This window comes from Dolichospermum planctonicum, assembly GCF_005402965.1.
Classification (GTDB): domain Bacteria; phylum Cyanobacteriota; class Cyanobacteriia; order Cyanobacteriales; family Nostocaceae; genus Dolichospermum; species Dolichospermum planctonicum.
In genome coordinates, this window is the sequence record NZ_BJCF01000114.1 from 1 (window position 1) to 1,032 (window position 1,032).

The following is a 1,032-nucleotide window of genomic DNA, read 5'->3' on the forward strand; positions in this document are numbered from 1 at the left end:
AACTGGGACTCCATAACGCTTCTCTATGAGGTTTTTTATAGCCAGCTTGCCCATACCTACGACTAGATACCCCTTTCAAAGCATTTACTATTTGAGAAATAGATAGTTTTGGCGGATACTCAATAAGTGCATGAACGTGATTATCTTCACCATTGAACTCAAGCACTTGAAAATTCATTTTTTCAGCAACTTCTCGAAATGATTTTTCAATTAAATTAATACTTTCTCCAGTAAATACAGACCGACGATATTTAGTAACGCAGACCAAATGAGCCTTTAAGTCTGTAACGCTATGTCTTTCCCGTCTAAAAATCCTTGTCATTTTACTCAAACCAATATATAATTAATTTACGAACCAATTATAGCACTAATCATGAAAGCCAGATATCAGTATCGGTTCTATCCCACAATTCAACAACAACAAAGTTTAGCTCAGTTGTTTGGTTGCGTTCGTGTGGTTTGGAATGATGCTCTGGCTCTCTGTAAGCAGTCTGAGAAATTGCCAAGCAACAACGACTTACAAAAATTAGTTATTACTCAAGCAAAGAAAACTGCTGAACGAGAGTGGTTGTCCGAGGTTTCTAATATTCCTTTGCAACAATCAGTTGCAGATTTAGGCATTGCCTATAAAAACTTTTTCGATTCTCTTAAAGGTAAGCGAAAAGGTAAAAAAGTTGGTAGACCTAAGTTCAAAAAGAAGACAAATCAACAATTAGCACGGTTTAGAATTGGCGGTTTTTCAATTAAAGGAAATGAAGTTTACCTTGCTAAAATTGGAAATGTCAAACCAATCTGGTCTAGGGAATTACCATCTTCTCCCAGTTCCGTGACAGTTATCAAAGATGGCGCTAATCGCTATTTTCTCAGTTTTGTAGTAGAAGTTGAACCCGTTAATATTGATGCTAAAAACCAAAGTATCGGTATTGATTTAGGAATAAAAACTTTTGCTGTAATGAGTAATGGAGAAAAAGCCCAAAGTCCTGATTACTCAAAATTAGACAGGAAGATTCGTAAACTCCAGAAAAAACTAGC

General features: G+C 35.9%; 2 protein-coding genes. One reads left to right on the forward strand and one right to left on the reverse strand.

The annotated features are described in order from the left end of the window. Nucleotides 1-322: IS200/IS605 family transposase (gene tnpA / locus FFO06_RS20635; protein ID WP_137909696.1), on the reverse strand; the 322-nt coding region annotated here is incomplete at its 3' end. Between the two features lie 51 nt (nt 323-373). Here tnpA and FFO06_RS20640 point away from each other — a divergent pair. Beyond that, a partial coding sequence (locus FFO06_RS20640; protein WP_137909697.1) for an RNA-guided endonuclease InsQ/TnpB family protein occupies nt 374-1,032 on the forward strand: 659 nt, incomplete at its 3' end.